The 26,198-nt window shown below is 69.3% G+C and carries 28 protein-coding genes, 1 pseudogene and 1 riboswitch; of the genes and pseudogenes, 16 read left to right on the top strand and 13 right to left on the bottom strand.

The features are described from left to right. Positions 1-96: 96 nt before the first annotated feature. On the bottom strand, positions 97-1,035 hold the full coding sequence (locus OG709_RS15930) for a glucosyl-3-phosphoglycerate synthase (RefSeq protein WP_250301058.1): 939 nt from the start codon (positions 1,033-1,035) through the stop codon (positions 97-99). Between the two features lie 155 nt (positions 1,036-1,190). Beyond that, positions 1,191-1,318, top strand: a riboswitch (SAM riboswitch). Between the two features lie 15 nt (positions 1,319-1,333). On the opposite strand from OG709_RS15930, the gene thrC reads away from it, so the two are divergent. The 4 genes from thrC to groL all read left to right on the top strand — a co-directional run bounded on the left by thrC (position 1,334) and on the right by groL (position 5,522). Beyond that, complete coding sequence (gene thrC, locus OG709_RS15925; RefSeq protein WP_250301059.1) at positions 1,334-2,647, top strand: threonine synthase; 1,314 nt, start codon at positions 1,334-1,336, stop codon at positions 2,645-2,647. Positions 2,648-2,745: 98 nt separating this feature from the next. Further along, a complete protein-coding gene (locus OG709_RS15920) occupies positions 2,746-3,021 on the top strand; it encodes a MoaD/ThiS family protein (protein WP_164262622.1) in 276 nt (91 codons plus the stop codon). Positions 3,022-3,401: 380 nt separating this feature from the next. Next, the gene (locus tag OG709_RS15915) at positions 3,402-3,605 is read left to right on the top strand and encodes a cold-shock protein (protein WP_005315736.1); all 204 of its coding nucleotides are present in this window, start codon (positions 3,402-3,404) and stop codon (positions 3,603-3,605) included. A 291-nt stretch (positions 3,606-3,896) separates the two neighbouring features. Beyond that, positions 3,897-5,522 (top strand): chaperonin GroEL, encoded by a 1,626-nt coding sequence (groL, locus tag OG709_RS15910; protein ID WP_250301060.1) that lies wholly within the window; start codon positions 3,897-3,899, stop codon positions 5,520-5,522. 132 nt (positions 5,523-5,654) lie between these two features. Here the strand turns inward: groL and OG709_RS15905 are convergent, their stop codons facing one another. Beyond that, complete coding sequence (locus tag OG709_RS15905; RefSeq protein WP_326694582.1) at positions 5,655-7,721, bottom strand: LamG-like jellyroll fold domain-containing protein; 2,067 nt, start codon at positions 7,719-7,721, stop codon at positions 5,655-5,657. A 367-nt stretch (positions 7,722-8,088) separates the two neighbouring features. Here OG709_RS15905 and OG709_RS15900 point away from each other — a divergent pair, with 367 nt between their 5' ends. Next, entirely contained in the window at positions 8,089-8,445 is a 357-nt protein-coding gene (locus OG709_RS15900; RefSeq protein WP_250301062.1) for a VOC family protein, read from the top strand. A gap of 184 nt (positions 8,446-8,629) precedes the next feature. After that, entirely contained in the window at positions 8,630-11,014 is a 2,385-nt protein-coding gene (locus OG709_RS15895) for an excinuclease ABC subunit UvrA (protein WP_266642319.1), read from the top strand. Positions 11,015-11,131: 117 nt separating this feature from the next. Here the strand turns inward: OG709_RS15895 and OG709_RS15890 are convergent, their stop codons facing one another. Beyond that, positions 11,132-11,362, bottom strand: coding sequence for a DUF7848 domain-containing protein (locus tag OG709_RS15890; protein WP_266642320.1), 231 nt, complete (start codon positions 11,360-11,362; stop codon positions 11,132-11,134). Beyond that, positions 11,359-11,556, bottom strand: a complete 198-nt coding sequence (locus OG709_RS15885; RefSeq protein ID WP_250301064.1) for a hypothetical protein — start codon at positions 11,554-11,556, stop codon at positions 11,359-11,361. The genes OG709_RS15890 and OG709_RS15885 overlap by 4 nt, the downstream gene beginning before the upstream one ends. Before the next feature lie 141 nt (positions 11,557-11,697). On the opposite strand from OG709_RS15885, the gene OG709_RS15880 reads away from it, so the two are divergent. Together OG709_RS15880 and OG709_RS15875 are read left to right on the top strand one after the other, a co-directional pair. Further along, complete coding sequence (locus OG709_RS15880; protein ID WP_250301065.1) at positions 11,698-12,432, top strand: DUF6879 family protein; 735 nt, start codon at positions 11,698-11,700, stop codon at positions 12,430-12,432. Positions 12,433-12,462: 30 nt separating this feature from the next. Beyond that, positions 12,463-13,308, top strand: coding sequence for a helix-turn-helix domain-containing protein (locus OG709_RS15875; RefSeq protein ID WP_329166602.1), 846 nt, complete (start codon positions 12,463-12,465; stop codon positions 13,306-13,308). 121 nt (positions 13,309-13,429) lie between these two features. On the opposite strand, the gene OG709_RS15870 is transcribed toward OG709_RS15875, so the two are convergent. Further along, positions 13,430-14,203 carry an alpha/beta hydrolase gene (locus tag OG709_RS15870; protein WP_329169132.1) on the bottom strand — a complete coding sequence of 258 codons (774 nt, stop codon included), beginning with the start codon at positions 14,201-14,203 and terminating at the stop codon, positions 13,430-13,432. 360 nt (positions 14,204-14,563) lie between these two features. On the opposite strand from OG709_RS15870, the gene OG709_RS15865 reads away from it, so the two are divergent. Continuing rightward, a complete protein-coding gene (locus tag OG709_RS15865) occupies positions 14,564-14,785 on the top strand; it encodes a hypothetical protein (protein ID WP_250301067.1) in 222 nt (73 codons plus the stop codon). A gap of 102 nt (positions 14,786-14,887) precedes the next feature. Here OG709_RS15865 and OG709_RS15860 read toward each other — a convergent pair whose 3' ends face one another. Both OG709_RS15860 and OG709_RS15855 read right to left on the bottom strand, forming a co-directional pair. After that, the gene (locus OG709_RS15860; RefSeq protein WP_329166600.1) at positions 14,888-15,709 is read right to left on the bottom strand and encodes a hypothetical protein; all 822 of its coding nucleotides are present in this window, start codon (positions 15,707-15,709) and stop codon (positions 14,888-14,890) included. Between the two features lie 360 nt (positions 15,710-16,069). Continuing rightward, positions 16,070-16,711 carry a DUF1326 domain-containing protein gene (locus OG709_RS15855; protein WP_329166598.1) on the bottom strand — a complete coding sequence of 214 codons (642 nt, stop codon included), beginning with the start codon at positions 16,709-16,711 and terminating at the stop codon, positions 16,070-16,072. A 256-nt stretch (positions 16,712-16,967) separates the two neighbouring features. Here OG709_RS15855 and OG709_RS15850 point away from each other — a divergent pair, with 256 nt between their 5' ends. Then, positions 16,968-17,642, top strand: a complete 675-nt coding sequence (locus OG709_RS15850; protein WP_266642325.1) for a hypothetical protein — start codon at positions 16,968-16,970, stop codon at positions 17,640-17,642. A gap of 60 nt (positions 17,643-17,702) precedes the next feature. On the opposite strand, the gene OG709_RS15845 is transcribed toward OG709_RS15850, so the two are convergent. Beyond that, positions 17,703-18,428, bottom strand: a complete 726-nt coding sequence (locus OG709_RS15845) for an alpha/beta fold hydrolase (RefSeq protein WP_250301071.1) — start codon at positions 18,426-18,428, stop codon at positions 17,703-17,705. A 134-nt stretch (positions 18,429-18,562) separates the two neighbouring features. Between OG709_RS15845 and OG709_RS15840 the strand changes: the two genes are divergently transcribed. After that, the gene (locus tag OG709_RS15840) at positions 18,563-19,423 is read left to right on the top strand and encodes a helix-turn-helix domain-containing protein (protein WP_250301072.1); all 861 of its coding nucleotides are present in this window, start codon (positions 18,563-18,565) and stop codon (positions 19,421-19,423) included. Here the strand turns inward: OG709_RS15840 and OG709_RS15835 are convergent. Beyond that, a complete protein-coding gene (locus OG709_RS15835) occupies positions 19,407-19,730 on the bottom strand; it encodes a DUF397 domain-containing protein (RefSeq protein ID WP_266642327.1) in 324 nt (107 codons plus the stop codon). The genes OG709_RS15840 and OG709_RS15835 overlap by 17 nt on opposite strands. Continuing rightward, a pseudogene (locus OG709_RS15830) lies at positions 19,714-20,551 on the bottom strand (helix-turn-helix domain-containing protein). Before OG709_RS15830 ends, OG709_RS15835 begins: the two are co-directional and overlap by 17 nt. A 113-nt stretch (positions 20,552-20,664) precedes the next feature. Between OG709_RS15830 and OG709_RS15825 the strand changes: the two are divergent. From OG709_RS15825 to OG709_RS15805, 5 genes are all read left to right on the top strand, one after another. Then, the gene (locus OG709_RS15825; protein ID WP_250301074.1) at positions 20,665-20,880 is read left to right on the top strand and encodes a hypothetical protein; all 216 of its coding nucleotides are present in this window, start codon (positions 20,665-20,667) and stop codon (positions 20,878-20,880) included. After that, entirely contained in the window at positions 20,877-21,086 is a 210-nt protein-coding gene (locus OG709_RS15820) for a hypothetical protein (protein WP_250301075.1), read from the top strand. The genes OG709_RS15825 and OG709_RS15820 overlap by 4 nt, the downstream gene beginning before the upstream one ends. A gap of 216 nt (positions 21,087-21,302) precedes the next feature. Then, positions 21,303-21,527: a type II toxin-antitoxin system VapB family antitoxin gene (locus OG709_RS15815; RefSeq protein ID WP_329166597.1), complete on the top strand. Its 225-nt coding sequence runs from the start codon at positions 21,303-21,305 to the stop codon at positions 21,525-21,527. Next, entirely contained in the window at positions 21,524-21,940 is a 417-nt protein-coding gene (locus OG709_RS15810) for a PIN domain-containing protein (protein ID WP_250301077.1), read from the top strand. The genes OG709_RS15815 and OG709_RS15810 overlap by 4 nt, the downstream gene beginning before the upstream one ends. 68 nt (positions 21,941-22,008) lie before the next feature. Next, on the top strand, positions 22,009-22,365 hold the full coding sequence (locus tag OG709_RS15805) for a hypothetical protein (RefSeq protein ID WP_250301078.1): 357 nt from the start codon (positions 22,009-22,011) through the stop codon (positions 22,363-22,365). A gap of 114 nt (positions 22,366-22,479) precedes the next feature. On the opposite strand, the gene OG709_RS15800 is transcribed toward OG709_RS15805, so the two are convergent. From OG709_RS15800 to OG709_RS15790, 3 genes are all read right to left on the bottom strand, one after another. Beyond that, positions 22,480-24,075: a PTS transporter subunit EIIC gene (locus OG709_RS15800; protein ID WP_250301079.1), complete on the bottom strand. Its 1,596-nt coding sequence runs from the start codon at positions 24,073-24,075 to the stop codon at positions 22,480-22,482. A gap of 49 nt (positions 24,076-24,124) precedes the next feature. Beyond that, positions 24,125-25,090, bottom strand: coding sequence for an N-acetylmuramic acid 6-phosphate etherase (gene murQ, locus OG709_RS15795; protein WP_250301080.1), 966 nt, complete (start codon positions 25,088-25,090; stop codon positions 24,125-24,127). A 160-nt stretch (positions 25,091-25,250) separates the two neighbouring features. After that, positions 25,251-26,174: a MurR/RpiR family transcriptional regulator gene (locus tag OG709_RS15790; RefSeq protein ID WP_250301081.1), complete on the bottom strand. Its 924-nt coding sequence runs from the start codon at positions 26,172-26,174 to the stop codon at positions 25,251-25,253. Positions 26,175-26,198 lie beyond the last annotated feature (24 nt).

Below are 26,198 nucleotides of genomic sequence, written 5' to 3'. Positions count from 1 at the left end.
ACGCGAACCTAGCCCGCGCCGGAAGCGGGCAAACCTCGGGCGGGCGAAGCGTGCGTGCCACACCCCGTGAGCCCGGCGTGATCCAGACGAGAGGCCCTACGCCGCCCGCCGGGCCGCGTACTCCTCGATGTCGCGCATCGGCGGCCGTTCCTCCGTGTCCACCGTGTAGGTACGGGGCGTGAAGCCGCCCGGACCCCGCTCGAACTGGGTGAGCCGGGGCCGCACCAGGTGCCCGCGCGACAGCCGCAGTTGCGCGGTCCGGTAGATCGCCGCGGCCATCCGCCCCAGCGCCAGCCCGTCCTGGTGGCGGTGGACGCGCGAGCCGACGTCGACCTGGGCCAGGGCGTCCAGCCCCACCGTGTGCAGCGCGTCGACGAGCAGGCCCAGCTCGACCCCGTAACCGACGGGGAAGGGGAGCTGTTCGAGGAGCGAGCGGCGTACCGCGTACTCACCGCCGAGCGGCTGGACGAAACCGGCCAGCAGGGGCCAGTGCAGGTTGAGCAGCGGCCGGGCCACCAGCTCGGTCACCCGCCCGCCCTGGCCCGGCTCCTCGCCGAGCGGCCGGTCGTACATGGCCTTCACGAACTGCACATCGGGGTCGGTCAGCAGCGGCCCGACGATCCCCGAGACGAAGTCCGCCGAGAAGTCCCTGAGGTCGGCGTCGACGAAGCAGACGATGTCGCCGCCGGTCACCAGCAGTGAGCGCCACAGCACCTCGCCCTTGCCGGGGACGGCCGGAATGCGCGGCAGGATCTCGTCCCGGTGCACCACCCGTGCGCCCGCCGCGGCGGCCTCCTCGGCCGTGCGGTCGGTGGAACCGGAGTCGATGACGACCAGCTCGTCGACCAGCGGCACGGCCTCCATCAGCTCGCGCCGGATGGTCCTGACGATCGCGCCGACCGTCGCCTCCTCGTTGAGCGCGGGGAGCACGACACTCACTCCGACGCCCCGTTTGGCGGCGGTCAGCCGGTCCAGCGGGCGATCGGCCGCCGACCAGGAACGCCTGGTCAGCCAGCGGTCCACCTCATCCAGCACGGCGCGTCTCCTTGACTGTGAGCCATCTCGCGGTTCGGACGACTATCTCAACCGTCCTTGCCTTCGGTTACAGTCTTGAACAACGCGAATGACCGTCGCATGCCGGGGGTCAGCTCGCTGACAAACACCCGGGCCTCGTGGCCCGGAGTCATAAGCGCTCATCCAGAGGGACTGAGGGAACGGCCCGTTGAAGTCCCGGCAACCCTCCTGCCGACCGCGAGGTCATGGTGGGGAAGGTGCCAATTCCGTCTTGCGGCGAAGTACGTCGCGAGGAAGATGAGGAGAGGACCTCGCCAGCATGACTGTGCCGACTGTCGCAAGCACCACCTCCGAGAACGCCGGGACCGCTTCGGACACCGTGGATCTCGGACCCGCCGCCGCTCTTTCCTGCCGCGAGTGCGGAGAGCGTTTCCCGCTGGGCCCCCTGTTCGCCTGCGCGTCCTGTTTCGGGCCGCTCGAAGTGGCGTACGACCTGCCGAGCGGCTCCCCCGACGAGCTGAAGAAGCGCATCGAGGCCGGGCCGAACAACATCTGGCGCTACGCCCCGCTGCTGCCCGTCCCCGCCGACGTGGCCTCGCACCCCAGCCTCAACCCCGGCTTCACCAAGCTCGTCAAGGCCGACAACCTGGCCCGCGAGCTGGGCATCACCGGTGGCCTGCACATCAAGGACGACTCGGGCAATCCGACGCACTCCTTCAAGGACCGCGTCGTCGCCATCGCCGTCGAGGCCGCCCGCGCCTTCGGCTTCACCACGCTCTCCTGCTCGTCGACCGGCAACCTGGCCGGTGCGGTGGGCGCCGCCGCCGCCCGCGCCGGCTTCCGCTCCTGCGTGTTCATCCCGCACGACCTGGAGCAGGGCAAGGTCGTCATGGCCGCGGTGTACGGCGGTGAGCTGGTCGGCATCGAGGGCAACTACGACGACGTCAACCGCTTCTGCTCCGAGCTGATCGGTGACCCGATCGGCGAGGGCTGGGGCTTCGTCAACGTCAACCTCCGCCCGTACTACGGCGAGGGCTCCAAGACCCTGGCGTACGAGATCTGCGAGCAGCTCGGCTGGCAGCTGCCGGACCAGATCGTCATCCCGATCGCCTCGGGATCGCAGCTCACGAAGATCGACAAGGGGCTCCAGGAGCTGATCAAGCTCGGTCTGGTCGAGGACAAGCCGTACCGGATCTTCGGGGCGCAGGCGGAGGGCTGCTCGCCGGTCTCCACCGCGTTCAAGGCCGGACAGGACGTCGTACGGCCGCAGAAGCCGAACACCATCGCCAAGTCCCTGGCCATCGGGAACCCGGCGGACGGGCCGTACGTCCTGGACATCGCCCGGCGTACCGGCGGCGCGGTCGAGGACGTCGACGACGAGCAGATCGTCGACGCGATCAAGCTGCTGGCCCGGACCGAGGGCATCTTCGCGGAGACCGCGGGCGGGGTGACGGTCGGGGTGACGAAGAAGCTGCTCGAAGCCGGGCTGCTCGACCCGGCGCTCAGCACCGTCGTGCTCAACACCGGCGACGGCCTCAAGACGCTGGACGCGGTCGCGCCGACGTCCGGCCCCACCGCGACGATCCGTCCGACCCTGGACGCGTTCCGCGAGGCCGGACTGGCGAAGAGCTGAGGTCTGCGGCCCCCGGCCGCCCCTCCCGCCCCTCCCGCCGGTCCCGCCGGTCCCGTCCGTCCCGCACCCCGCCACCCGACTCCTGGAAGGCAACCCGCATGAGCGTCAAGGTCCGCATCCCCACCATCCTCCGTACGTACACCGGCGGCCAGGCCGAGGTCGCCGCCGACGGCGGCACCCTCTCCGAGGTCATCGCCGACCTGGAGAAGAACCACACGGGCATCGCGGCCCGCGTCCTGGACGACCAGGGCAAGCTGCGCCGCTTCGTGAACGTGTACGTGAACGACGACGACGTCCGCTTCGAGCAGGGCCTGGAGACGGCCACGCCGGACGGCGCGGGCATCTCGATCATCCCGGCCGTCGCCGGCGGCTGAGCAAGCCCCCACCGTCTTCCTGTTGCCCCCTCCGCGAACGAAGCGGAGGGGGCAATTCCGTAGGGTTGAACGGGGTAGAGTTGGGGCAGCCCCCTTGATCGTCCGTGCCGCGCGCATATGAGAACGCGACAAGCTGTGGGCAAAGTGTTGGATCCCTTTGCGTCGTAAGTGCCCTTTGCCTGGCCTGACTTGCCCGAGGATCCCCGGAAATCCGCCCAATGGGGCGTTCGGCCATGCACAGAATTCTCGTCCGATTGACCTGTTGCAGAGGGCAGTTGGGCAGATACATTCAGCCGCGGTCGACGCGCTCCGGCGCAAGGTCTGACCCGGGTCCCGCGGAGTGCGGGCCTCTGCAAGGGCCAGTTATAGGGGAGTTAGGCATGGCTCAGGGCACCGTCAAGTGGTTCAACGCGGAGAAGGGGTACGGCTTCATCGCGGTCGACGGTGGTGCGGATGTTTTCGTCCACTACAGCGCGATTCAGATGGACGGCTACCGCACCCTTGAAGAGGGTCAGCGAGTTGAGTTCGAGATCTCGCAGGGCCAGAAGGGTCCGCAGGCGGACATGGTCAAACTCGCCGTCTGATCCAAGGCGCGATCGGCCACCGACGCACTCACGCCGAGAGGCCCGTACCCCACAGCGGGGTACGGGCCTCTCGTGCGTCCGCGCGCGTCCACGGATCCTTGAAGGCGCTTGCACTCAAGGGGGTCGAGTGCTAATCATTGCGTTAGCACTCTCCCAGTGAGAGTGACAGAAAGACCGGGTTGGCGAGGCCCGCAGGCCAGGTGGGGCAAGGAACCACCAGGCACGCAGGCCGTCCGTCGCGGGCGCCGCCAGGTCTGACGCATCCACCCCTGTCCGGGAGGACCACTTCACATGGCCAAGATCATCGCGTTCGACGAGGAGGCACGGCGCGGTCTCGAGCGCGGGATGAACCAGCTCGCCGACGCCGTCAAGGTCACCCTCGGCCCCAAGGGCCGTAACGTCGTCCTCGAGAAGAAGTGGGGCGCCCCCACGATCACCAACGATGGTGTTTCCATCGCCAAGGAGATCGAGCTCGAGGACCCGTACGAGAAGATCGGCGCCGAGCTGGTCAAGGAAGTCGCCAAGAAGACGGACGACGTCGCCGGTGACGGTACGACCACCGCGACCGTCCTCGCCCAGGCGCTGGTCCGTGAGGGCCTCCGTAACGTCGCCGCCGGTGCCAACCCGATGGCCCTCAAGCGTGGCATCGAGAAGGCCGTCGAGGCCGTCTCCGCCGCTCTGCTGGAGCAGGCCAAGGACGTGGAGACCAAGGAGCAGATCGCTTCGACCGCCTCCATCTCCGCCGCTGACACCCAGATCGGCGAGCTCATCGCCGAGGCGATGGACAAGGTCGGCAAGGAAGGCGTCATCACCGTCGAGGAGTCGCAGACCTTCGGTCTTGAGCTTGAGCTCACCGAGGGCATGCGCTTCGACAAGGGCTACATCTCGGCGTACTTCGCCACCGACATGGAGCGGATGGAGGCGTCGCTCGACGACCCCTACATCCTGATCGTCAACTCCAAGATCGGCAACGTGAAGGACCTGCTCCCCCTTCTCGAGAAGGTCATGCAGTCCGGCAAGCCGCTGCTGATCATCGCGGAGGACGTCGAGGGCGAGGCCCTGTCCACGCTGGTCGTGAACAAGATCCGTGGCACCTTCAAGTCCGTTGCCGTCAAGGCCCCGGGCTTCGGCGACCGCCGCAAGGCCATGCTCGGTGACATCGCCATCCTCACGGGCGGCACGGTCATCTCCGAGGAGGTCGGCCTCAAGCTGGAGAACGCCGGGCTGGACCTGCTCGGCCGCGCCCGCAAGGTCGTCATCACCAAGGACGAGACCACGATCGTCGACGGCTCCGGTGAGAGCGACCAGGTCCAGGGTCGCGTCAACCAGATCCGCGCCGAGATCGAGAACTCCGACTCGGACTACGACCGCGAGAAGCTCCAGGAGCGCCTCGCGAAGCTGGCCGGCGGCGTGGCCGTCATCAAGGCCGGTGCCGCGACCGAGGTCGAGCTCAAGGAGCGCAAGCACCGCATCGAGGACGCCGTTCGCAACGCGAAGGCGGCCGTCGAGGAGGGCATCGTCGCCGGTGGTGGCGTGGCCCTGCTCCAGGCTTCCGCGGTGTTCGAGAAGCTTGAGCTCGAAGGTGACGAGGCGACCGGCGCCAACGCCGTGAAGCTCGCGCTGGAGGCCCCGCTGAAGCAGATCGCCGTCAACGGTGGTCTCGAAGGCGGAGTCATCGTCGAGAAGGTGCGCAACCTCCCGATCGGTCACGGCCTGAACGCCGCGACCGGCGAGTACGTCGACATGATCGCCGAGGGCATCATCGACCCGGCGAAGGTCACGCGCTCCGCGCTGCAGAACGCCGCGTCGATCGCCGCGCTGTTCCTCACCACCGAGGCCGTCATCGCCGACAAGCCGGAGAAGGCCGCCCCCGGCGGCGCTCCGGGCGGCATGCCGGGCGGTGACATGGACTTCTGAGCCCCGGCTCAGTAGCTCCATCGCTGTACGAACCGAGGGCGGTACCCCTGTTTTCACAGGGGTACCGCCCTCGGGCGTTTCCGCCGGACCTCACCCAGGCGTGTGTGCATCTCACCGAGGAGTGCACACGGCCTAGGCGTTCATGAACTCGCCCGGTTCGAGGGCCCGGCCGGTGATGCGGACATCGCCGATGGTGCCGTGGAAGACCTGGTCGAGCGCACCGTCCCACTGGTAACCGCCGAGCAGGAACGGCATGTTGAGGGTGGTCAGGCCGACGGCGGCGCCGGCGGGGTTGCGGCCCTCTTCGCAGCCGTTGACGTAGAGCTTGCTGGTCCGCCCGTCGTTGGCGACGGCGACGTGCCACCACTGCTCCTTCTGCAGCAGGTGGCTCCAGGCGGTCGTCGGCCCGTTCCGGTTGAGCGGGTAGGCGTTCCACTGCAGCTCGATGCCGGTGGACAGGCTGAGGGCGAGGACGGGCTCCTCCGCGGTGGCGGAGGGGCCGTTCTTGCCCGCCCGGCCCGCGCTGCCCACGCGGCTGAGCATCGACGACCAGCCGTTGCGGTCCCCGTCCCAGTCGGCGGGCACCTTGAAGAACACCTCGAAGGTGTAGCCGTGCGCGAACGTCTCACGGTTGACCGGTGCCTTGTCGACCGTCTGCAGGTACACCCCGCTGGCCGGCTTGCCCCCGCCCGCGAAGACCAGACCGGCGTGGCCGGGCTGGTCCGGGTGGTGGTCACCGGTCCAGGTGAGCGCGTGTGCCGGGGTGCCGGGCACGGTGCACAGGACGAGGTCGTTGCCCTTGCCCGTCTGGTCCTTGACGACCGTGCCGGGGGCGACATCGCGTCCGGCGGCGCCGCCCTCGTCGAACCGCCAGTAGGCGAGCGTGCCGGGCAGCAGCATCCGCCGGGCCGGCCGGGCCTTGCGGGGCGGTACGGGCGCGAACCCGGCGAAGCGCTGGTCGAAGTCGATCTCCATCGAGAAGTAGTCGACCTTCGAGGTCAGTTCGATCTCCTTCGCGGCGAGGGCGTTCAGCTCGTTCTTCGCCGCCAGCTCGCGGACCCACGGGGAGAAGGTGGCGACGTCGATCGTGCCGCGGTTGAGGTCGAAGCGGTACGAGCGGATCATGCCGGAGCCGCCGTAGTACCGGTCCTGGTAGTTGGTGATGTGCAGGTGCACGTCGTTGCCCGCGCTGTTCTTCAGGACCGTGCTGCCGGGCGGCCAGTAGTGCCCGTTGAGGGTCAGGAAGATCTGGTCGTTGTCCTTGATCAGCCGGTCCCACAACTGGTGCCCGTAGTCGGACAGTTCGGCCTCGCCGCCGTCGTCGGCGCCGACGATCTCGTGGGTGGTCACGATCACCGGCAGCGTCGGATCGGCCGCGATGACCGCGTTGGCCCACGCGAAGCCCTTGTCCGACAGGCGCCAGTCCAGCGACAGGAGCATCCACTTGCGGCTGCCCGCCCTGAAGATGTGGGCGGTGTTGTACCCGTCGGGGCTGGAGGAGTGGTAGCCGGGTGTCTTCCTGGCCCGCTTCGGGCTGAAGGTGTCCAGGTACGGGGTGGCGCCCCGCTGGTCGTCGTCGTGGACGTCGTGGTTGCCGGCCAGCACGCTGTAGGAGGCGCCCGCCCGGTCCAGCATGTCGAACACCTTCGTCACCGCGGCGTACTCCTCGGGGAGACCGTTCTGGGTCACGTCGCCGAGGTGGGCCAGGAACACGATGTTCTCGTCGTGGCCGTTCGCGCGGCCCTTCGGGTCGAGGACGTACCGGAACGACGCCTCCATCGGCGCCGGGTGGATGCGGTCCTGATCGAACATGTACTGCGTGTCGGGCATCACGACGACGGTGAACCGCGGATCGTCCGGGTCCGGGCTCCACTTGCCGCGCGGTGAGTGAGCCGTCGTGGTCACGTCGTACGGGTCCTCGTGCTTGCCGCTCGGGCCGGACGCGTACGCGGGCGCCGAACCCAGCAGCCCCGCAGTGGTCGCACCGGCGCCGAGCACACCGGCCCGGTGCAGGAAGGTGCGACGGCTGGACGCGGCGACGCCGTTCCCGTCGAGGTCCGCGGTGCGCGGGCACGCGCACCCGGACCGGTGCTCGCCGGGCCCGTTGTGCCCAGTCCCCGCATCCCGGTCCGCCTCCAGGGCCGCCACAGGTATCGGTCCGGCGCCACCGGCGTTGCCGCCTGCGGGAGAACTGTGCATTTCCGCTCCTATGCTGAATATTCGAACGGCTCACCCTAGGGATCACTCCACGACCGCAGAATTGCGCGCCGGGTACCGGATGCCGAACGCTCTCCCAACACCACCTCTGGCCCCGGGCACGGCCCGGCGGACCCGCCACCGGGCTGCACCTCCTGGACATCGGAGCCGAAGAGCCCGCCCGGCCGTTCCTGGCCACAGCTGAACGCCCGGTGTGACCGACGGATGCGCATGGGCCCCGTCCCCGCCCGAGTCGCTCCGGGATCCGCCCGCGCCCTGACCGGTCAGGAATGGAGAAGCGGAACCCGCGCCCCGCCCGTAGCTTGAAATGCAGGGGAAACGACCGCCCAAGACTTCAGGAGTGACGACCATGACCAGCTCTTCCACTCAGGGGATCAAGACCGTCCTGCACCCCGTGTCCGACCTGGCGAAGGCCAAAGCGGTGTACGCCGCCCTGCTCGGCGTGGAGCCGGTGGCCGACGCGGAGTACTACGTCGGCTTCGAGGCCGGGGGCCAGCACATCGGGCTGGTGCCGGGCGGTGCGGCGCAGGGCATGACCGGGCCGGTGGCCTACTGGCACGTGCCGGACATCGAGGCGAAGCTCGCCGAGGTGACCGCCGCGGGGGGCACCGTGAAGGAGGCCGCGCACGATGTCGGCGGGGGCCGCCTGGTGGCCACCTTCACCGACCCCGACGGCAATGTTCTCGGAGTGCTCGAGGACCGGTAGGGTCCGATCCCGCTGCGGTGCCCGGCGTCGTCGTGCGACACCGGGCACCGGCTCACGACCGGAGCCACCGACACAGACGTAGATGCAGACGCAGACGCCGACGCAGACGTAGATGCAGACCGCGAAGCCGACGTAGACGCAGACCGCGAAGCCGCCCGCGTACACAGATGGAGACACCACGAGCATGGCCACCAGGAAGAACGCGCGGGCGTCTGCGCCGCACGATGCCGACAGCCACGACATGATCCGCGTGCACGGCGCGCGCGTGAACAACCTGAAGGACGTCAGCGTCGAGCTCCCGAAGCGCCGGCTGACGGTGTTCACCGGTGTTTCCGGCTCCGGCAAGAGCTCGCTGGTGTTCGGCACCATCGCCGCCGAGTCGCAGCGGCTGATCAACGAGACGTACAGCACCTTCGTCCAGGGCTTCATGCCGACGCTGGCCCGCCCCGAGGTCGACGTGCTCGACGGGCTGACGACGGCGATCATCGTCGATCAGGAGCGGATGGGCAGCGACCCCCGTTCCACGGTCGGCACCGCCACCGATGCCAACGCCATGCTGCGCATCCTCTTCAGCCGCCTCGGGAAGCCGCACATCGGCTCGCCCCAGGCGTTCTCCTTCAACGTCGCCTCGATCTCCGGGGCGGGCGCGGTCACCATGGAGCGCGGCGGCCGTACGACGAAGGAGCGGCGGAGCTTCAGCGTCCTCGGCGGCATGTGCCCGCGCTGCGAGGGCCGGGGCACGGTCAACGACATCGACCTCACCCAGCTGTACGACGAGACCAAGTCGCTCAACGAGGGCGCGCTCACCATCCCCGGCTACAGCATGGACGGCTGGTACGGCCGGATCTTCGGCGGCTGCGGCTTCTTCTCCCCGGACAAGCCGATCAAGAAGTTCACCAAGCGGGAACTCGCCGACCTGCTCTACAAGGAGCCGACCAAGATCAAGGTCGACGGCGTCAACCTGACCTACGAAGGCCTGATCCCGAAGATCCAGAAGTCGATGCTGTCCAAGGACATCGACGCGCTCCAGCCGCACATCCGCGCCTTCGTGGAGCGGGCGATCACCTTCGACACCTGCCCCGAGTGCGACGGCACCCGGCTCAGCGCGGAGGCCAGGTCGTCGAAGCTCAACAAGATCAACATCGCGGACGCCTGCGCGATGCAGATCAGCGACCTGGCCGCATGGGCCCGGGGCCTCGACGAGCCCTCGGTGGCGCCCCTGGTCACCGCGTTGCGGGACACCCTCGACTCGTTCGTGGAGATCGGGCTGGGCTACCTCTCGCTCGACCGCCCGGCGGGCACGCTCTCCGGCGGCGAGGCGCAGCGCACCAAGATGATCCGCCACCTCGGTTCGTCGCTGACCGACGTGACGTACGTCTTCGACGAGCCGACGATCGGACTTCATCCGCACGACATCGAGCGGATGAACGAACTGCTGCTGCAACTGCGGGACAAGGGCAACACGGTGCTCGTCGTGGAGCACAAGCCGGAGGCCATCGCCATCGCCGACCACGTCGTCGACCTCGGCCCGAAGGCCGGGACCGAGGGCGGCCAGGTGATGTACGAGGGGACCGTCGAGGGCCTGCGGGCGAGCGACACCGTCACCGGCCGCCACCTCGACGACCGGGCCGCCCTCAAGGACGAGGTACGCACCTCGTCGGAGGCGCTGGAGGTCCGGGGTGCCGACACCCACAACCTCCGGGACGTCGACGTCGACATCCCGCTCGGTGTCCTCACCGTCGTCACCGGGGTGGCGGGCTCGGGAAAGAGTTCGCTGATCAGCGGCTCGGTGTCCGGGCGGGACGGCGTGGTGACGGTCGACCAGGGCGCGATCCGGGGCTCGCGGCGGAGCAACCCGGCGACGTACACGGGTCTCCTCGACCCGATCCGCAAGGCGTTCGCCAAGGAGAACGGCGTGAAGCCGGCGCTGTTCAGCGCCAACTCCGAGGGCGCCTGCCCCAATTGCAACGGCGCCGGGGTCATCTACACGGACCTGGGGATGATGGCCGGTGTCTCCACCACCTGCGAGGTGTGCGAGGGGAAGCGGTTCCAGGCCTCGGTACTGGAGTACCGGCTCGGCGGCAAGGACATCAGCGAGGTGCTCACGATGTCGGTCGCCGAGGCGGAGGAGTTCTTCGGCGACGGCGAAGCGAAGCTCCCGGCCGCCCACCGGATCCTCGAACGTCTCGCCGACGTCGGGCTCGGTTACCTCAGGCTCGGCCAGCCGCTCACCACGCTGTCCGGCGGCGAGCGGCAGCGCATCAAGCTGGCCACACACCTGGGGGAGAAGGGCGGCGTCTACGTCCTCGACGAGCCGACCACCGGCCTCCACCTCGCGGACGTCGAGCGGCTGCTCGGCCTGCTCGACCGGCTCGTCGACTCCGGCAAGTCGGTGATCGTCGTCGAGCACCACCAGGCGGTCATGGCCCACGCCGACTGGATCATCGACCTCGGCCCCGGCGCGGGTCACGACGGCGGGACGATCGTCTTCGAGGGCACCCCCGCCGACCTGGTCGCGGCCCGCTCGACGCTGACGGGCGAGCACCTGGCGGCGTACGTGGGGGGCTGACCGGGAGGTGCCCCGGGGCGCGAACGGTTCGCGCTGGTACGGGCGCCCGGCTGAATAGGGGTGCCCGGATGGTAGGGGTGCCCGTACCGCAGCAGCGGCGCCCGGCACCTTTGGTGCCTACCCGGCGCGGACGACCAGAGCGAATGACGTCCGTAGCCGCCGGAACGACTTGTGCGCGCTGCGGCCCGTGTGGCTCAGGCACTCGACATCGACCGCCGCCGGGTCGGCCGAGGGCTTCGCCTTCCACTCACACCACAAGCACTCGGCCTCAAAGGTCACGTCGGTGTCCGGATGCTCCGTGATGGTGTGCTGGACGTATCGGTACGCGGCCCGTACAGCCCCGCTCACGCGTGCTGCCCAGCACGGTGGCGGCCGATCTCCACGTGGGCGTCGGAGACCTTCGACCAGTCGCCGACCCTGGCCGAATCGGCCCGCGCCCGCGCCAGTGCGGAGCACACGTCGCACCCGGCAACGGGTTCCGGCGAAGCCGAAGGCTCCGTCAGGTGCACCGGGGGTTCCATCGTCGTCCGTCGCTTGCTCATGAACGGGAGGCTAGACGGGCGCAGTGGGAGGAAGCGGGCGATATTCTCGATTATTCTCACGCCAGTGCTCGCTATGCGTCGACATTCCCGTTCCAGCTCGGAGATCCTTTGAGCGGGAAGGCTTCCACGAGGAGGACTCGAATGGCACGCAGGTTGCAGTTCAACGGCACGGGCAGCGGCGGCACCGGATGCCCGTCGGTCCATGAAGACCTCGACAGCCGGGAAGTGATTGTTCACGGACCGCCGCTCACCGATCCCCAGGACGTAGCACGGCTCCAGCATCTCTCCGAGGGCGAAGTCGCGGTCGTGGTACCGCGTGAACTGCTGGTCGACTACGCCCCGAAGGACGCCACCCGCGCCGCGCGGATCATCGATCTGGACGAGTTCGAAGGCCTGTTCCGGACGTTCAAGTACACAGCCTGGCGGTTGGAGACCCGACGACGCTACGCGAGCGACGAAACCACCGACACCTACCGCCAGTTCATGGAGACCGGCAGCGCACGGTGGGACCTCGAAGACCCGTACTGCACCATGATCCGTGCGCAGACGGGCGCAGGTAAGCGGGTCGAGCGCGTACGTATCGCCGACGACCCGCCGACGCCCGGCCAGCTGTACCTGCTCGACAACGCGAAGCGCAACAGCGCCATCGGTGAAAGCATCAGGAGTCTGCGGCGCGCGGACGCCGAACGGCTTCACCTGCCCCAGGAAGACTTCTGGATCTTCGACTCGCGGATCGTGGCCAAGCTGAACTTCGACTCCGACGACCAGCTCTTGAACGTCGAACTCATCTCGGAGCCCGCAGAGGTGGTGCGCTGCTCCCTCGTACGTGACGAGGCGTGGCACCACGCGGTGCCGTATGAAGCGTTCGAGGCGTAACCAGCCTTACCGAAGGCGTGTGTTGAACCGTTGAGCACGGACTACCAGCAAGCACGGTCAGCCCTGGGTTCCAGGCTCCGGGAACTCCGGGTGTCGTGTCCAGGTGGCCGCCTCACCGGTACTCAGCTGGCCGCGCGTCTCGGCTGGACACAGTCGAAGGTGAGCAAGCTGGAGAACGGGCGGCAGACAGCGACGGCCGAGGACTTGAGACTCTGGACGGTCGCTACACGCCAGCCCGAGACCTTCGACGAACTCCACGCACGGCTACGGGGGTTCGAGTCCCACATTCGTTCGTGGCGGAGGCAGCTCGCCTCCGGGCACCGACCGGTGCAGGACACGTGGAACGAGCTGGTGGCCGAGACGTCCGTCATCCACGAATGGGAACCGACCATGGTGTCGGGGCTGCTCCAGACCGCCGACTACGCCCGCCACGTCTTCCTCAGCTACTCGGAGCTTCAGAACTCGGTGCGCGATACAGAGGCCGCCGTGCGCTCACGCATGAAGCGGCAGGAGTGGCTCTACCAACCGGGCAAGAAGCTCCAGGTCCTGCTGTGGGAGGCCGCCTTGCGCACCTTGATCTGTCCGCCGTCCGTACTGGCCGCGCAGTTGGACCGCCTCGTGGGCGTCATCGGCATGGACACGGTGACGCTCGGCATCGTCCCTCTGGGGGCCACGGTGAAAGTCCCTCCTGCCAATGGGTTCTACATCCTCGACGACCGCCTCGCGATCACCGAGGACTGGCACGCCGAACTGTGGCTGGACGATGCGGACAGCGTCTCGACCTATCAGCGGGTGTGGCAGGCGCTGAGGCGGTCAGCTGTCTCCGGGGCCGACGCCCAACGGGTACTCGCCGAGGCACGGCGTGCCCTGTACTGATTTCGGGCAACCCGCCGGGCTACGTGGATTCATCACCTGGAGATGCAGTCGCGACGCGACGTGACCCGTACCGCAGCAGCGGCGCCCGGTCCGGCAGACCGGGCGCCGCTGCCGCTCACCGTCAGGCCGGTGAGTTGGCCGGTGAGTTGGCCGTCCGGCCGAGGTGCCGGGCGAAGAACCGGACCGCGCTGTCGGCCTCGAACCGGGGGAAGTCGAAGTGCTTGCCCGCGTTGGCGTGCAGCGTCTTCTCCTTCGAGGCGAAGGCGTCGAACAGCGCGAGGCCGGCCTCGCGCGGGATGATCTCGTCGTCCCACTGGATGTCGTACTCGACCGGGACGGTGATCTGCTGCGCCGCCTCGGCCACGGCATCGGGCCACATCAGGCCGAAGACCGCAGCCGTGATCCTGGGCTCGGCCGCCACCAGCGGCACCCCGATCGCGGTGCCCAGGGTGAGGCCGAAGTAGCCCACCGGCCCGTCGGTACCGATCTCCGGAAGTTCCTGGAGGGCGTCCAGGGTCGCCTGCCACTCGGGCACGGCGAGCTCCGCCAGGCGGGCGTTGTAACGGACGACGACCGGGCCTTGCGTGCCCGTCGCCTGTGCCTTGCGCAGCTCGGCGATGTCCTGCTCGTCGTGCGCCGTGCGCGGCCGGTCGCCGTGACCGGGCGCGTCGATGACGGCGACGTGGAAGCCGCAGGCGGTCAGGCGCTGTGCCCGGCCCGACATCGAGGGGTGCTTCTTGTGGCCGCCGCCGTTGTGGCCCATCAGGACCAGGGGCGCGCGGTCGGTGCCGGAAGAGGCCGGCGACCAGAGAACACCGGGGACGTCGCCCACGGTGAAGTCGCGCTCGATCATGCCGTTCGACGACGACTCGGCGGTGAACTGCAGAGAGTGCAGAGAATTCATGGGTATTGCCTTTCGGGAGTGCCTTGTTGTCGAGGCGCTCCCGGCGATACCTACGTCAATCGCCCGACCGTGACGGCAAGGGGGAGCACCCACATCGATACTGCGTTCATGGGTCTCACCTCCTCGGGCGTGTCGCGGTCGAGTGCAAAGTACAAGCCCGAGCGTCGTTCCGTCCAATCCTTTTCCCCGGCACGCAGGGGCGCGTATGCCCGGCGTCAGGGACGTGCGGGCGGCCGTATCGGACGTGTCAACGCCTCTGGAGTGGCCGGGGGGCGGGTGGTCTTCTGTGGGGAGACGGCGGAACGATCATGGCCGCCGCGCTCTCCCCTCCCCCTCGGAAAGAGGTTTCTCATGTCCACCATGTCCAACCGGGCCAAGCTCCTCGCGTGTACGGCCGCCGCTGCCGGACTCCTCGCGCTCTCCCCGGCCGTTGCGTCCGCCGCGACCGTCGACCCGTCGGCGGCTTCGCACCGGTCCGCCGCCGCTGTCTCGAACGTCCCGTCGGCGAAGGCCGAACTGGGCGGTGGCATCCACCCGTTGTTCTGCAGCGAGAACAACCCCTGCATCATGTAGCGGGCGGGAGCGTCGGCGGACGCGCTGAGTGGAGTCAGGGCGCGATCCGCGCCACCGCGTGACGGGCGCGGTGCGCGGGTTGCGCCTTGCCCGTTGCTGCCTTCAGCGGGCGTAGTCCTTGAGCTTCCCGGTCCTCTCGGGTCGCCGGAATGCCGCCGCGCGGGCCTCTGCCGCGCGGGAGCGGACCTGGTCCGGGGTGAGCGGGGCCGGGCGGCGTGCCGGTACGCCCCGGCACTGGGCGCATTCGCCGCCGGGCAGGGTTTCCGGGCGGCCGGGTGCGCCGCACTTGCCGCATTCCAGGATGCGCAGCGGCGGGCGCGGGGCGCGTTCCGGCGGGAGCTTGCCGGTGAGCCGGGTGCGGACGAGGCCGGCGGCGCGGTGTACGGGGGTGGGCAGCCCCTCCGTGAGGGCGTGCAGCAGCTCGGCCTCGCTCGCGCCACGGTCGAACCACAGGGCGGCCAGCGGCTCCAGCGCGGCACAGTCCGCCGCCGACAGGCTCAGTGCGGGCGCGGTACGGCCGAGCGCGGCCAGCAGGATGTACGCGCGGGACCGCGCAGGCCGCTTCGGCGGCGGGGCGTCGTCCGGTACGTCGCCGGAGGCGAACCCCGCCCACCAGGCGTCGTCGCGCGGCGTACGGGAGAACCAGGTGCGCGTCACCCAGCGGGCGCTGCCCGTGCCGGTGACGTGTTCGCTGCCCCGGCGCAGATTCCCGGCCGTCTGGAGGCGGTTGAGCGCGGTCCGCAGTGCGCACTGTCCGTACGGCAGCACCTTGGCCAGCGTCTTCACGGAGATGTCCGCGCCGTCCGGGAGCCGGTCGATGTACGCGGCCACGGCTGCTTCGCGCGGCGGGAGGTGGTCGAAGTCCTGTGCGGTACGGGGGTGTTGGTCCGGTGCGGTGCGTTTTCCGTAACCCGGATTGGCCATCGGGTGAGGGGCTCCGGACGTGCTGCGGGAGGCAGCATTAAGGTGGCTGTCAGCCATGGGATCGAACCTGTCTCTTCAGCGATCTCGTGGTCAGACCCCCGCAGGTGTTTGCTGACACCGGGCGGGGGTCGTTCGTTATCCGGAACGCTAGACCGCCGCGACGCTCCGTTGCAAGCCGAACGCGGAAAGTCAACAGCCGGGGAGGGTGGGCGGGTTGAGGCCCTCCTCCCGTTCCTTGTAAAGAGGGCTCGGAGCGCGGGGCTTGAGCCCCGGGAGCCTTACCCGGAGCCGGATGCCGCGGGACCTCTGGCCGCACGCCGGGCGGCCAGAGGTCCGAGAGTGAGCCGAGGGCGCGGACCGCTACGCGCCCGGCCGCCAGTCGAACGGGAAGTGCTTGCTGGACCCGCCGCGGTATTCGCGGGAGAAGTCGAAGCCTTCGGCGTGGTCCGCGCTCACCACACCCCAGGTCGCCACCTGACCCGGTCCCACCTCCGCCCCGGGGGCGTTGATCAGCTGCACCCGGCGCCCGGGGTCCGAGGTGGGGCCGGTCAGTGCCGTGGCGCCCACGCTCACCTTGTCGGACACGGTCGCGCGCCAGTACGCGAGATCCGGTGCGGCATCGAAGAGGATCGGGGCGTACTGCACGCTGCGCACTTCGCTGATCAGTGAGCCGAACTTCCCCGGCCACCCTCCGACGTTGCCACGGAATATCTCCTCCAGGGCGTCCCGCTGCGCCGGTGTGCCCTGCGCGTCGATGTAGAACATCGCCGTCATCGTGGCGTCGGGGTCGTTCACCCACATGTTCCCGGCGAACTCGCCGAGCGCCACGATGCCCAGGCCGTCCAGCCGTACATCCCCGAAGTGCCCTTCGTGGATCTTCCACACGAGCGTGAACAGGCAGGCGCCGTCCGTCGGAGCCTGCGCAAAGGTGCAGGGGCAGGGCGTCGAGCAGCTGCATACGTCGAACCACTCGCCCTTGAGATGCCAGTTCGTCTCGCTCATTGCTCTCCTCCTCCTGATACCCGCCAGGGGTATCTGTCCGAGGTGAGGCTAGCCCGGCGCTCGCGGCTGCGTCAATTACCCGTGGGGGGTATGTGGGTGCCGGTGATAGCGGCCCCAATTCGTCCGAATTTCAGGCAAGTTGGCATATCGCACTCTGTGCGGCGGGTGCGGGTGCGGGTGCGGCTGCGGCTGCGGATGGGGATGCGGATGCGGATGAGGTCGACGGTCAGCCGCTCCTCGGGGACAATCGGCCGCCATGCGGAAGAACAGAGCCACAGTGATCACCCTGCTGATCTCGATTGTCGTCCTGCTGGTGCTCCTGGCCGTCACGAACTGGCCGTTCGGGGGCGGTGTCGCGATAGGCAAGGCCGCCCCCCGGGATGTGGCTGCCAACATTCCGGAACTCAAGGACGGGGCGATCCTGGCCGCGAATCGGTGGCCGGACGCGTGCTCGTTCGTGGACCAGAAGGAGATCAAGGCGATCTTCCCTGACGCCAAGGACATCGGACAGGAAAGCCGCCCGGTCTACGCCTTGTCGATCAAGGACTTCGCTGCGGACTCCTCGTGGAAGGCGAGGGACGCGTCCGAGTCCGGCCAGTGCCTCTACAGCATGCGCCTCCCGGGCGAGACCTACGCCGCTACCCAGTTCTGGCTCCGCATCGAGGCCGTGGCCGACCCCAAGCTGATTGCCGGCTACGACGACCGTGTCGGGTCAGGAATCAAGACCCCCCAGGGCGCGGGGGGCGCGGACCGCTGTGTCATCACCGGGCTCGCCGAGGGCAGTTGGCACTGCCGTAAAGGTCCGCTGCTGTTCTCCGTGGGCGGGCAGACCACCGTGACCTTCAAGGGCGAGCAGGATGCGGCACCCTTCGCCTGGCGGGACGACGTACTCCCCGAGTTCGTCCGTACCGTCGCCGCGAAGATCAAATAACGCCCTCGGCATCCCCGGCATCCCCGGTATCCCCGGGCGGCAGAACTGCGTGCGTCCGAGTCAGCCCAGCCTGAGCAGGAGTTCGGCCAGCTCGACCGGCATGGTGACCATGCAGTCGTGGCCGGTCGGCAGTTCCCACACCTGTGACGGCGTGCCGTTGGGCTGGATCGCGGGGATGGGGCGCCGGCTGATGCCTGCCGGTTGGCCGACCGTGCAGTGGATGTGCGTCCTCGGGATCGTGCGCACGGCGGGGTTGTCCAACCGGACCGGTTGTTGGAGGCAGCGCACCGGCAGATCCGACAGCATCGTGCGCAGCCAGGCGACGTCCGTCGGATCGGTGACCCCGAACAGGCCCATGGGCGGCGGCATTTCGGGGAGCGGCGGAACCCGCCAGCCACTGTCGGACGTCAGCGCGAGGTTGATCCCGGTCTGACTCGCGGGAAGGGCGTCGACCGCGTTCTCGCCGTCCTCCGGGACCATCGCATCCAGGTAGACCAGAGCCGCGATCCGGTCCGGGACCTGGTTGGCGGCGGACGAGATGACCAGGCCCGCGTAGCTGTGCCCGACGAGTACCACCTCGGTGAGGTCTTCCGTCGTGATCAGCCGGGCTATGTCGTCGGCGTGGGTGTCGAGCCCCACCTCGGGGCCGAGCAGATGTGCCTTGTCGCCGAAGCCGGTCAGCGACGGGGCGATCACCCGATGCCCGGCCGACGTCAGCAGCGGGACCACCCGCTCCCAGCACTCTCCGCTGTGCCAGGCGCCGTGTACCAGCAGATACGTGGACATGATTGCGCTCCTTGAGGTCGGTCCGGTGGGGCGCCGACCACGCTGCCGCCGAGACGCCGACCGAGCCAGGGCCCCCGCGACCCTGGGGGTGACAGGGCCAGGCACGCGCGCGATGGCGTCCCTACAGTGGAGAGATGACCGACGGACCGAACCTGCTGGGCGCGTACGTACGCGCCCGCCGTGAGCTGGTCACCCCCGACCAGGCCGGTATCCCCGTGCACGGGGTACGGCGCGTGCCGGGGCTGCGCCGGGAGGAGGTCGCGATGCTCGCGGGCATCAGCGCCGACTACTACCTGCGCCTGGAACAGGGCCGCGACCGCAACCCCTCCGTACAGGTCCTGGAATCCCTCGCCCGCGTCCTCCGGCTCGACGACGACGCGACGGCGTACCTGCTGCGCCTCGGCGCCGACAGACCCCGGCGGAACCGGCGCCGCCGCCGGAAGGAGACCGTTCCCCCGGGCATCGCGAAGCTCGTCGCCACGCTCCCGCTGCCCGCGCTGGTCGAAGGCCGCTACTTCGACGTGCTCGCCGCCAACGCCCTGGCGACGGCCCTGTCACCGCGCCTCGTGGTGGGGGCCAACCGGCTGCGGGACGTGTTCCTCGACCCCGCCGAACAGGCCCTCGTACCGGACTGGGAGAACGCCACCGGGGGCATGGTCGCGGGCTTCCGCGAGTCCGTGGGCACCGACACCGACGACCCCCGCTTCATCGAGCTGGTCGGCGAACTCTCCCTCGCCAGCCCCCACTTCAGCCGACTCTGGGCGCGCCACGACGTGGAGGCGTGCGCGGGCGAACCCAAGTACCTGGACCACCCGCAGGTCGGCGGTCTGTCGCTGAACCGGGAGCGGCTGGGCATCGGCGGCGCGGTGGGCCAGTCGCTCGTCATCTACCACCCGGACCCCGGCACCGACAGCGCCGACAAACTGGCCCTCCTCGCCTCCGCCGCACAAGGCACCACGGACGTCGGCGCCCGGCGCGTCACCGGTCGCTCTTGACGTCCTCCACGAACGCGGCCCAGGCCGCCGCCCGGAACACGAGCCCCGGGGTGTCCGGGGTCTTGGAGTCGCGGACGGGGACGACACCGGGGTGGTCGTCGGAGACTTCGAGGCAGTTGCCGCCGTCGCCGCCGCTGTGGGTGGACTTGCGCCAGGTGGCTACTTCGAGGCAGTCGCCGCCGCTGCCGCCGCTGTAACTGGACTTGTGCCAGGTGGCGATCTCCAGGCAGTTACCACCCTCGCCGCCGCTGTAGCTGGACTTGTGCCAGGTTGCCGTGGACAGGTCGTACTCAGGGCTGGTCTTCATGTTCGTAATCCTCTGCCACTGATTCGATCAGGGCCAGGGAAGCTTCCGGTGACAATGCGCTGGCCCCGAGCAGATCGTAAGTCAGTTCGTGTCGAGCAACGGTGGCAGGACCGTCCTCCAACTGCCCCACCCTGGGCCGTCCAGATAGGCCAGCGGGGGAGCATCGGAGAAGGCCATCAGTTTGAGTGCGCCGTCCAGGGCTGCGTGCGCACCCGCCGCGAACGGCAACACCTGCACAATCACCCGATGCCGGCGGATCATCTCCGCCACCTTCCGCAGCGCCTCCGCCATCACCTTCGGGCCGCCCGTGGCCCGGCGGAGTACCGCCTCGTCCAGAACGGCCCACAACAACGGCCGTGTTGGATCGTCGAGGAGGTGGCCGCGTTCGAGTCGGGCCTCCACCAGTTCGTCGATCACGTCCTCCGTGGCCGTCGGCTGGTACGCGCGGAACACCGCTCGGGCGTACGCCTCCGTCTGCAACAGGCCCGGGATGAGCTGGGGCGCGTACTCCTTGATGGTCTCCGCGTGTGCCTCGGCCTCCGCCGCCTCCGCGAAGTGGTCCGGGTACTTGGATTTGTTCGCCGCCTTGCAGTTCCGGGCGAAGAAACCCTCCGTGCCGAGGACTTCGTCTATCCGGGAGGCGTACTCCGGCTGCATGCGGCGGGTGCCCGCTTCGAGCTGGCCGATGAACGAGCCGCTCACGAAGAGCGGGGCGCCCAGTTCCTCCTAGGTGAAGCCCGCGCGCTCGCGCGGTGACGCAGCTCGGCGCCGAGCAGAGCGCGCGGAGAAGATGACGGATCGAGTGGTTTCGGGCCGGACATGGTGCCTCCTGGCTGAACGCACGGAGTTGTTGGGCCTTTTGTACTGTTCAGGCTAGCCGGATCTGGACACGCTGTGTGTGGCAGAGCAATACACAGAGTGGAGGACAGTGGTCATGGTGAGGGCGGCGAGCGAGGGGCTCAAGGCGGCGGAGGATGCGGTGGACCAGCTGCGAGCGGGGTTCGCCGGGGTGGGGGTGGTGCTCCCGTCGCTGCGGGTGGACCTGCTGTCGTACGCGAGCAGCGACCCGTTTCCGCTGGTGGAGCTGGGTCGCTGCAATCTCGACACGGCGCTGAGGCTCGCGGACGCGCTGCGGGAGGTGCGGTCATGAACGGTCAGCCGGTGGAGTACGCGATCGACGCGCGGAACGGACGGGTCGGGCAGGTGATGGCACGCGAGGGCGGTTACGTACAGCTGCGGCCGGTGGGCGGTGGCCTGGAATGGGACTGTCCCCCGGAGGCCGTGACCGACGCGCCGCTCGGGGAGGTACTGCGGGCGCGGGTGCGGGAGATCAACCGGGCGGGGAGGCTGCCGTGATACGGGCGGGCCCCGCGGGGGAGAAGCCGCCGCGGGGTCCTGGTCGGTCTGCCTCTTGCCGTCGGACGGCTTTCGGACAGTGTGTGGACGCGTGCCGCTGTCCGGAAGGTGGCAGGAGGTGATCTCGGGATTTCGATCGGCGGGCCGGAGCGGGCCATTTATGTACACTCAAGAGAAAGAGTAGGTCGTTTCATGTACATCGAAGGAGGTTCGGTCATGTCTCTCACGCATATCGACATCGATGACGACGCTCTGGACACGGCCAAGCGCTTGGGTGGCCATCGGACCAAGACGGCAGCGGTTGCGCAGGCACTGGAGGAGTACAACAAGCGGTTGGCGCGGGCAGCTGCCTACGACAAATACTTCGAGCTTGCCCAGGACTGGGACCTGGAAGGGGCCGAGGCCGCGCATCGTGCAGACAAGGGAGCCTTCTCGCATTGAGTGGCTATCTGCTGGATTCCTCTGCGCTCTGGCGCATGCTGCGGGACAAGGATCTCCACGCTGTGTGGCGGGAGTCGGCTACGGATGGCGACGTCCGCTCCTGCTATCCGCAGCGCGCGGAGTTTCTGAGGTCGGCGCGTGGACCAAAGGAGTACGTCGCGTACGAGGCCATGTTCACCGACCTCTACGACGACGTTCCCCTTCCCAAGTCGGCAGCTCGGTGGGTCAGTAGCCTGCATAGGCGTGCTGTCGAGAACGGTGCGCATCAAGCTCTGTCGGCCGTCGATCTCATGGTCTGCGCGACTGCGGCCCATCACGGACTCACGGTTCTTCACGACGACAACGACTTCGTGACCGCAGCTCGCTTCGCGGTTGAGCTTCGTCAGCGCAATGTGCACGACGGTCCTGTCTGAGACAGCCGTTGTGGCCGTGGTCGGTCAGGCGTGGAACCGCGCCGACCCCGGCAACCGTCACCCCGGGCATGACCTCCGTACTCGTACTCGGTATCGACCCGCACTCCGTCCCCGTCCCCGGCATGGACGGGGGCGTCCTGCGTGCCGCGCTCGACGAGGAGTTGGCCCGCTTCGGTGAGTACGGCGTCGATGCGGTGATGACGCTGGTCGCGCTGGACGGGACGGCCGAGGCCGTGATGGTCGCGGCGCTGAGTGCGCGGGCGTGGGACGTCGTCGTCATCGGGGGTGGGATCCGCAAGCCGGAGCCGCTGCTGACCTTCTTCGAGCAGGTCGTGAACCTGGTGCGGCGGCACGCTCCGGGGGCCGCCCTCGCGTTCAACACCAGTGGCGGGGACAGCGTCGAAGCGGCGAAGCGGTGGTGGTGAGCCGGGCTGGTGGGCCGGGGCCGGGACGGTACGACGGCCGAGGGCGGCATCCCTGACCCTTCAGGGGTGCCGCCCTCGTGCGTCGGGTCCGTGCTGTCCGTACGGTCCGTATGGTCAGACCCCGGCCGGTTCCTTCAGTGGGCCGCCGTCCGCCGGGCCCGGGTCCGTGCCGTTGCCGGGGAGCAGCGGCGAAGTGGCATCCGAGGCCGTCTCCTCGGTGTTCACGTTGAACTCCGCGAGCAGGGTGCGGCTGAAGCCGAAGAAGTACGTCGCCACGAAGCCCGCGAGGTACCCGGCCAGCAGCCCGCCCGCGTAGATCGCGATCGAGGTGGGCAGCGTGTGGTCGCCCTTGAGCAGCGGGAACAGGGCCCAGCCGGACGGGCCGATCGCCGTCGAACCGACCGTGGTGCCCAGCTGGTTGAAGAGGCCGATGAAGCCGCCGCCGAACGCGCCGCCGATGCACGCCGTGATGAACGGGCGGCCCAGCGGGAGCGAGACACCGTAGATCAGCGGCTCGCCCACGCCCAGGAAGCCCGCCGGGAGCGCGGACTTGATGGTCCGGCGGATCGATACGTTCTTCGGGAGGCGGAGGTAGACCGCGATGGCCGAACCGACCTGGCCCGCGCCCGCCATGGCGAGGATGGGGAGCAGCACGGTGTAGCCCTGCTGCTCGATCAGGGTGGTGTGGATGGGGATCAGGGCCTGGTGCAGACCCAGCATCACCAGCGGGAGGAAGAGCCCGCCGAGGATGAAGCCCGCGCCCGCGCCGCCGTGTGCCAGCAGCCAGGTGGCGAAGTCGCCGATGGCGGTGGAGATCTCACCGGCCACGAACATCAGGCCGAAGAGGGTGACCAGGCCGGAGACCAGCACCGTGATCGTCGGCGTGAGCAGGACGTCCAGGGACTGCGGTACGACCTTGCGGCACCACTTCTCCACGTACACCGCGAGGACCGCCGCGCCCAGGGCGCCCAGCACGCCGCCCTGGCCGGGGGAGAGCTTCTCGCCGAAGGCGGACACGTTCGTCACGCCCGCGTAGACGATGATCGCCGCGACCGCGCCGCCCAGGATGGGGGTGCCGCCGAACTCCTTCGCCGTGTTGTAGCCGACGAACACCGTGATCAGCGACATGAAGCCGGAGGCGATCGCGGCGAGCGCCGGGGTGATGCCGGGCAGCCAGCCCGCGTTGACCAGCAGGCCGTTGATCCCGGCGATGATGCCGCAGCCGATGAGAGCGGGGATCAGCGGGACGAAGATGTTCGCGATCTTGCGCAGGAAGAGCTTGAACGGCGTCGCGTTCTTCGCCTTGCGGGCGGCCCTGATGGCGGCGCCCTGGGCGGCGAGTTCGTCGGCCGTGTGAGCGGTGGGGGTGGCGGCGCTGGGGGGAGTCGCGGCCGGGGCGGTCGTGGCGGCGGCTTGTGCGGTGGCGGCTTGTGCGGTGGCGGTGCGGCCCTCCGCGACCAGTGCCTCGAACTCCGGCGTGACCCGGGCGACCGTGCCGGGGCCCAGCACGATCTGGTACGTGTCGTCATCGACCACACCCATGACGGCGGGCAGAGCCTTCAGCGCCTCTTCCTGCACGAGCGAACGGTCGGCGAGGCCGAGCCGGAGCCGGGTCATGCAGTGGACGGCGGAGGTGACGTTCTGCGCGCCGCCTACGAGAGGCAGGATCGCGGCAGCGGTGGCGCGGTTCTTGTCTTCGGGTGTGCTCATGGTGCGTGGTGCCTTTGGTTCTGGTTCAGGTGGTGCGGGGGTTCCAGATTCAACTGGTGCGGGGGGTGGAACTGAGTGCGGCGCGCAGGTGACCCTTGTTCTCTTCGAGGAGTCGTGTCGCGGTGGGGGCGTCCACGGAGCCCAGGACGATGAGGATGGCGGTCTTCACTTCCCCCTCGGCGGCGGTCAGCGCGGCCTCGATCTCCGTGTCGTCGGCGCCCGTGGCGAGCGCGACGATGCGGCGGGAGCGGGCCTGGAGCTTCTCGTTGGAGGCCCGGACGTCGACCATGAGGTTCCCGTACGTCTTGCCCAGCCGGATCATGGTGATCGTCGAGAGCATGTTGAGCACGAGCTTCTGCGAGGTGCCCGCCTTGAGGCGGGTCGAGCCGGTGAGCAGCTCGGGGCCGACGACGACCTCGATGGGGTGCTCGGCGGCGGCGCCCAGCGCGCTGTCCGCGTTGCAGGACAGGCCGATGGTGAGGGCGCCGAGGGCGCGGGCGTGCTCGACCGCGCCGATCGCGTACGGGGTGCGGCCGGAGGCGGAGATGCCGACGACGGTGTCGTCCGCGGTGAGCTGCAGGGCGTCCAGGTCCTGGGCGGCGAGTTCCTTGGAGTCCTCGGCGCCCTCGACCGCCCTGACCATGGCGGTCGGGCCGCCCGCGATGAGGCCGACGACCTCGGACGGGTCGGTGTTGAAGGTGGGCGGGCACTCGCTGGCGTCCAGCACGCCCATCCGGCCCGCGGTGCCCGCGCCCGCGTAGACGAGCCGGCCGCCGCGGGCCATGCGGGCGGCCGTGGCGTCGATCGCGGCGGCGATCTCCGGGAGGCGCGCGGCGACGGCGGCCGGGACGCTGGTGTCCTCGCCGTTCATCAGCCGGGCGATCTCCTCGGTGGGCAGCTGGTCGATCTCGGCCAGCTCGGGCCGGAACGCCTCGGTGGTGAGGGTGGCCAGCTGGGCGCGGAGCGCGCCGTAGGTGCCGGAGTCGGAGGCGGAGGCGGGGGTGGTGGAGGTCATGATGTGTGCGGCTCTTTCTGGTTCAGCGGTTCAGCAGGAGCGGTTCGGCAGGGGCAGTGCGGCTTGGGGCGGTTCGGCAGGAGCGACGGTGCTTGCGCGGTGGGTGCGTGCGCGGCGGTGTATGCGCGGTGGTGCGTGCGCGGTGGTCCCTGCGCGGCGGTCAGCGGTTGCTGCGCGGGGTGTGGCGGTGGGCGAGTGCCTCGTACGAGGCGGACAGCGCAGGGGCCGCCCGGTCGTACGTCCGCTGCATGACCCCGATGAACAGGCAGTCCACGACCAGCAGTTGGCTGGTACGGGAGGACATCGCGGCGGGCCGCAGTTCGCTCTCGCGGGCCGTGGACGTGGTGAGTATGTGGTCGGCGTACTGCGAGACGCGGGCGTCCGGGCGGCCGGTGATCGCGATGGTCGTCGCGCCGTGCTCGAAGGCGGTGTGCAGCGGCTCTATGACGTCACCGGTGGAGCCCGAGTGGCTGATCGCGATCGCCACGTCGCCGGAGCGGAGCTGTACGGCGTTGGTGACGGCGAGGTGCGGGTCGGAGTGCGCGTGCGCGATCAGGCCGATGCGCAGCAGCTTCTGGGCGAGGTCCTGGCCGACCAGGGACGAGGCGCCGACGCCGTAGATGTCGATCCGGCGGGCGGCGGACAGCGCGGTGACCGCGGCGCCGAGCTGGACGGTGTCGAGCGCGGCGGCGGTGTCGGCGAGGGTCTGCTGCTCGTCGTAGGCGAGCTTGGCGACGACGTCCGCGATCGGGTCGTCGACGGCGATGTCGGCGGTGACCGCGGGGGCCCGCCCCGACTGCTGCTGGGCGGCGAGCCCGGCGAGCGCGAGGCGCAGGTCGCGGTAGCCGGGGTAGCCGAGGATGCGGGCGGTACGGACGACGGTGGCCTCGCTGGTGCCGGTGAGCTCGGCGAGACCGGTGACTGTGAGGGCCGCGCAGCCCGCCGGGTCGCCCGCCACGGCCTCGGCGACCAGCTGCATCGAGCGGGTCATGGACGGCGCGAGGGTGCGGACCTTGGCCGCCAGGGCAGCGGGGGCGGGTGGGGCGGAAGTGTCGGTGAAAATTTCCTTCACATTGTTGGTCACCTCTGAAAGATATTTTCGGTCCCG

Source organism: Streptomyces sp. NBC_01267, from assembly GCF_036241575.1.
Classification (GTDB): domain Bacteria; phylum Actinomycetota; class Actinomycetes; order Streptomycetales; family Streptomycetaceae; genus Streptomyces.
Note: the sequence above shows the minus strand (reverse complement) of the source record. Positions and strands in the feature narration are given on the sequence as shown.

Coding starts and splice junctions, on each gene's coding strand:
- thrC (WP_250301059.1), top strand. CDS start 1,334: ATGACTGTGCCGACTGTCGCAAGCACCACCTCCGAGAACGCCGGGACC.
- OG709_RS15920 (WP_164262622.1), top strand. CDS start 2,746: ATGAGCGTCAAGGTCCGCATCCCCACCATCCTCCGTACGTACACCGGC.
- OG709_RS15915 (WP_005315736.1), top strand. CDS start 3,402: ATGGCTCAGGGCACCGTCAAGTGGTTCAACGCGGAGAAGGGGTACGGC.
- groL (WP_250301060.1), top strand. CDS start 3,897: ATGGCCAAGATCATCGCGTTCGACGAGGAGGCACGGCGCGGTCTCGAG.
- OG709_RS15905 (WP_326694582.1), bottom strand. CDS start 7,721: ATGCACAGTTCTCCCGCAGGCGGCAACGCCGGTGGCGCCGGACCGATA.
- OG709_RS15900 (WP_250301062.1), top strand. CDS start 8,089: ATGACCAGCTCTTCCACTCAGGGGATCAAGACCGTCCTGCACCCCGTG.
- OG709_RS15895 (WP_266642319.1), top strand. CDS start 8,630: ATGGCCACCAGGAAGAACGCGCGGGCGTCTGCGCCGCACGATGCCGAC.
- OG709_RS15885 (WP_250301064.1), bottom strand. CDS start 11,556: ATGAGCAAGCGACGGACGACGATGGAACCCCCGGTGCACCTGACGGAG.
- OG709_RS15880 (WP_250301065.1), top strand. CDS start 11,698: ATGGCACGCAGGTTGCAGTTCAACGGCACGGGCAGCGGCGGCACCGGA.
- OG709_RS15865 (WP_250301067.1), top strand. CDS start 14,564: ATGTCCACCATGTCCAACCGGGCCAAGCTCCTCGCGTGTACGGCCGCC.
- OG709_RS15860 (WP_329166600.1), bottom strand. CDS start 15,709: ATGGCCAATCCGGGTTACGGAAAACGCACCGCACCGGACCAACACCCC.
- OG709_RS15855 (WP_329166598.1), bottom strand. CDS start 16,711: ATGAGCGAGACGAACTGGCATCTCAAGGGCGAGTGGTTCGACGTATGC.
- OG709_RS15850 (WP_266642325.1), top strand. CDS start 16,968: ATGCGGAAGAACAGAGCCACAGTGATCACCCTGCTGATCTCGATTGTC.
- OG709_RS15845 (WP_250301071.1), bottom strand. CDS start 18,428: ATGTCCACGTATCTGCTGGTACACGGCGCCTGGCACAGCGGAGAGTGC.
- OG709_RS15840 (WP_250301072.1), top strand. CDS start 18,563: ATGACCGACGGACCGAACCTGCTGGGCGCGTACGTACGCGCCCGCCGT.
- OG709_RS15835 (WP_266642327.1), bottom strand. CDS start 19,730: ATGAAGACCAGCCCTGAGTACGACCTGTCCACGGCAACCTGGCACAAG.
- OG709_RS15825 (WP_250301074.1), top strand. CDS start 20,665: ATGGTGAGGGCGGCGAGCGAGGGGCTCAAGGCGGCGGAGGATGCGGTG.
- OG709_RS15820 (WP_250301075.1), top strand. CDS start 20,877: ATGAACGGTCAGCCGGTGGAGTACGCGATCGACGCGCGGAACGGACGG.
- OG709_RS15815 (WP_329166597.1), top strand. CDS start 21,303: ATGTCTCTCACGCATATCGACATCGATGACGACGCTCTGGACACGGCC.
- OG709_RS15805 (WP_250301078.1), top strand. CDS start 22,009: ATGACCTCCGTACTCGTACTCGGTATCGACCCGCACTCCGTCCCCGTC.
- OG709_RS15800 (WP_250301079.1), bottom strand. CDS start 24,075: ATGAGCACACCCGAAGACAAGAACCGCGCCACCGCTGCCGCGATCCTG.
- murQ (WP_250301080.1), bottom strand. CDS start 25,090: ATGACCTCCACCACCCCCGCCTCCGCCTCCGACTCCGGCACCTACGGC.